At 67.1% G+C, this 1,520-nt stretch carries 2 protein-coding genes and 3 tRNA genes; all 5 read right to left on the bottom strand.

Annotation, left to right across the window (positions count from 1 at the left end):
* A partial coding sequence (locus tag KDK95_RS34610; protein ID WP_504799937.1) for a GNAT family N-acetyltransferase occupies nt 1-260 on the bottom strand: 260 nt, incomplete at its 3' end.
* A 134-nt stretch (nt 261-394) separates the two neighbouring features.
* Nucleotides 395-925, bottom strand: a complete 531-nt coding sequence (locus KDK95_RS34605; protein WP_212522581.1) for a GNAT family N-acetyltransferase — start codon at nt 923-925, stop codon at nt 395-397.
* Between the two features lie 106 nt (nt 926-1,031).
* Nucleotides 1,032-1,105: transfer RNA gene (locus KDK95_RS34600), tRNA-Phe, on the bottom strand.
* Nucleotides 1,106-1,163: 58 nt separating this feature from the next.
* Nucleotides 1,164-1,237, bottom strand: a tRNA-Asp gene (locus tag KDK95_RS34595).
* A 93-nt stretch (nt 1,238-1,330) separates the two neighbouring features.
* Nucleotides 1,331-1,403: transfer RNA gene (locus KDK95_RS34590), tRNA-Glu, on the bottom strand.
* Nucleotides 1,404-1,520: the final 117 nt, after the last annotated feature.

The raw sequence follows: 1,520 nt of genomic DNA, 5'->3' as shown, positions 1-1,520 counted from the left end.
CCCTCGATGATCGCCCGCGTGCTGCCGCGCCGCGACAGCCCGGGCACAATCGTCAGCTGCAAGGTCCCCACCACGTCATCGCCACGACAGGCCACAAGAACGTACTGATTACGGTCATCCCGCAACCGCTCAAACGCGGCGAAGTAGGGCCCCAGGTCATCCACCGACTCCCGCGTAGCCCCCAGCGCATCATCCGCCAACAAGCCGACGATCGCAGGAACGTCGCCCTCGCCGGCCCGCCGAATCTCGACCCCTGTCATACCCGAACCCTCAAGGCCGCCATACCTGAACCCCCAAAGACCGCCGTGCCCAAACCCTGAAGACCGCCATACCCGAACCGCCAAAGACCGCCATACCCGAACTCCCAAGACCTCCCTGCCGAAGAAGGAGGCGCTCACCCCGCCACAACCACCTCGGCCCGCAAAATCGAGTAAAGCACCATGTCCCGCCAGGCCCCTGCCCGGAAGCAAGCCCCGCGCAGCACACCCTCCCGCGTGAAGCCGGCGCGTTCCAACGCCCGCTGCTCCGCGACGTTGGTAGCGTCCGTACTCGCCTCGATCCGGTTCACCTTGGTGGTGCCGAACAGGTACTCCGCAAGCAGCCGCTGGGAGCGCTTCCCGAAGCCCTTCCCGCGCTCGGCCGTGAGCAGCATGATGCCTATGTTCCAGCAGGGCGAAGCCGGCCCCTGCAGCACCTGGTGCCACTGCACCTCCCCGACGAACCGATCGTCGTCCACCGCCGCGACCGCCAAGCTCCCCCGGCTCTCGCTCAGGAACCCGCCCTCGGCCCACTGCCGCCGCACCGTCCCGGCGTTACGGAACCCGAAGAAGTCGAGCTCCCCCGCCTCCGCCGGGTCTTCCCGAAGCCGCTCGAACAGGTCAAGGTCTTTCGAGGCGATGGGCCGCAGCCGCACGAGATCAGACATGCCGCCAGCCTAAACGCTCCCCGCCACCCGCCACTGCCCGCCCCATCCGCGCAACAGAAAGGCCCGATCCGCGAGGATCGGGCCCGTTTCCGCAGGTCAAGCACTGTGGCCAGGGGCGGGGTCGAACCGCCGACCTACCGCTTTTCAGGCGGTCGCTCGTACCAACTGAGCTACCTGGCCCCGGAACGAGAACGGGCGCCGCGTTGACGTTCCAACGCAACGCCCGGTTCGTACCGAGCGGTCCTGACGGGACTTGAACCCGCGACCTCCACCTTGACAGGGTGGCGAGCACTCCAACTGCTCTACAGGACCTTGAGGGTACTGCTGTACTGCTTCTCCGACGTTCCCGCCGGGTTCCGACCAGGAGATCCTAGCACGTCACCGTGCCGTTCAATCTCCCTGCCGTAGCCCCTACGGGATTCGAACCCGCGCCGCCGCCTTGAAAGGGCGGTGTCCTAGGCCGCTAGACGAAGGGGCCGAGCACCCAGGTAGACCGGGTCCCGGTCTCCCCGGACGTCTGTCCGTCGGGGACGCATGAAGCATACGGGACCGGGGGTCGCAGCGCCAAAACCATTTCATCCGCCCAGCTCAGCGC

The organism is Actinospica acidithermotolerans (assembly GCF_018139625.1).
In the GTDB taxonomy this organism is placed as follows: domain Bacteria; phylum Actinomycetota; class Actinomycetes; order Streptomycetales; family Catenulisporaceae; genus Actinospica; species Actinospica acidithermotolerans.
Note: the sequence above shows the minus strand (reverse complement) of the source record. Positions and strands in the feature narration are given on the sequence as shown.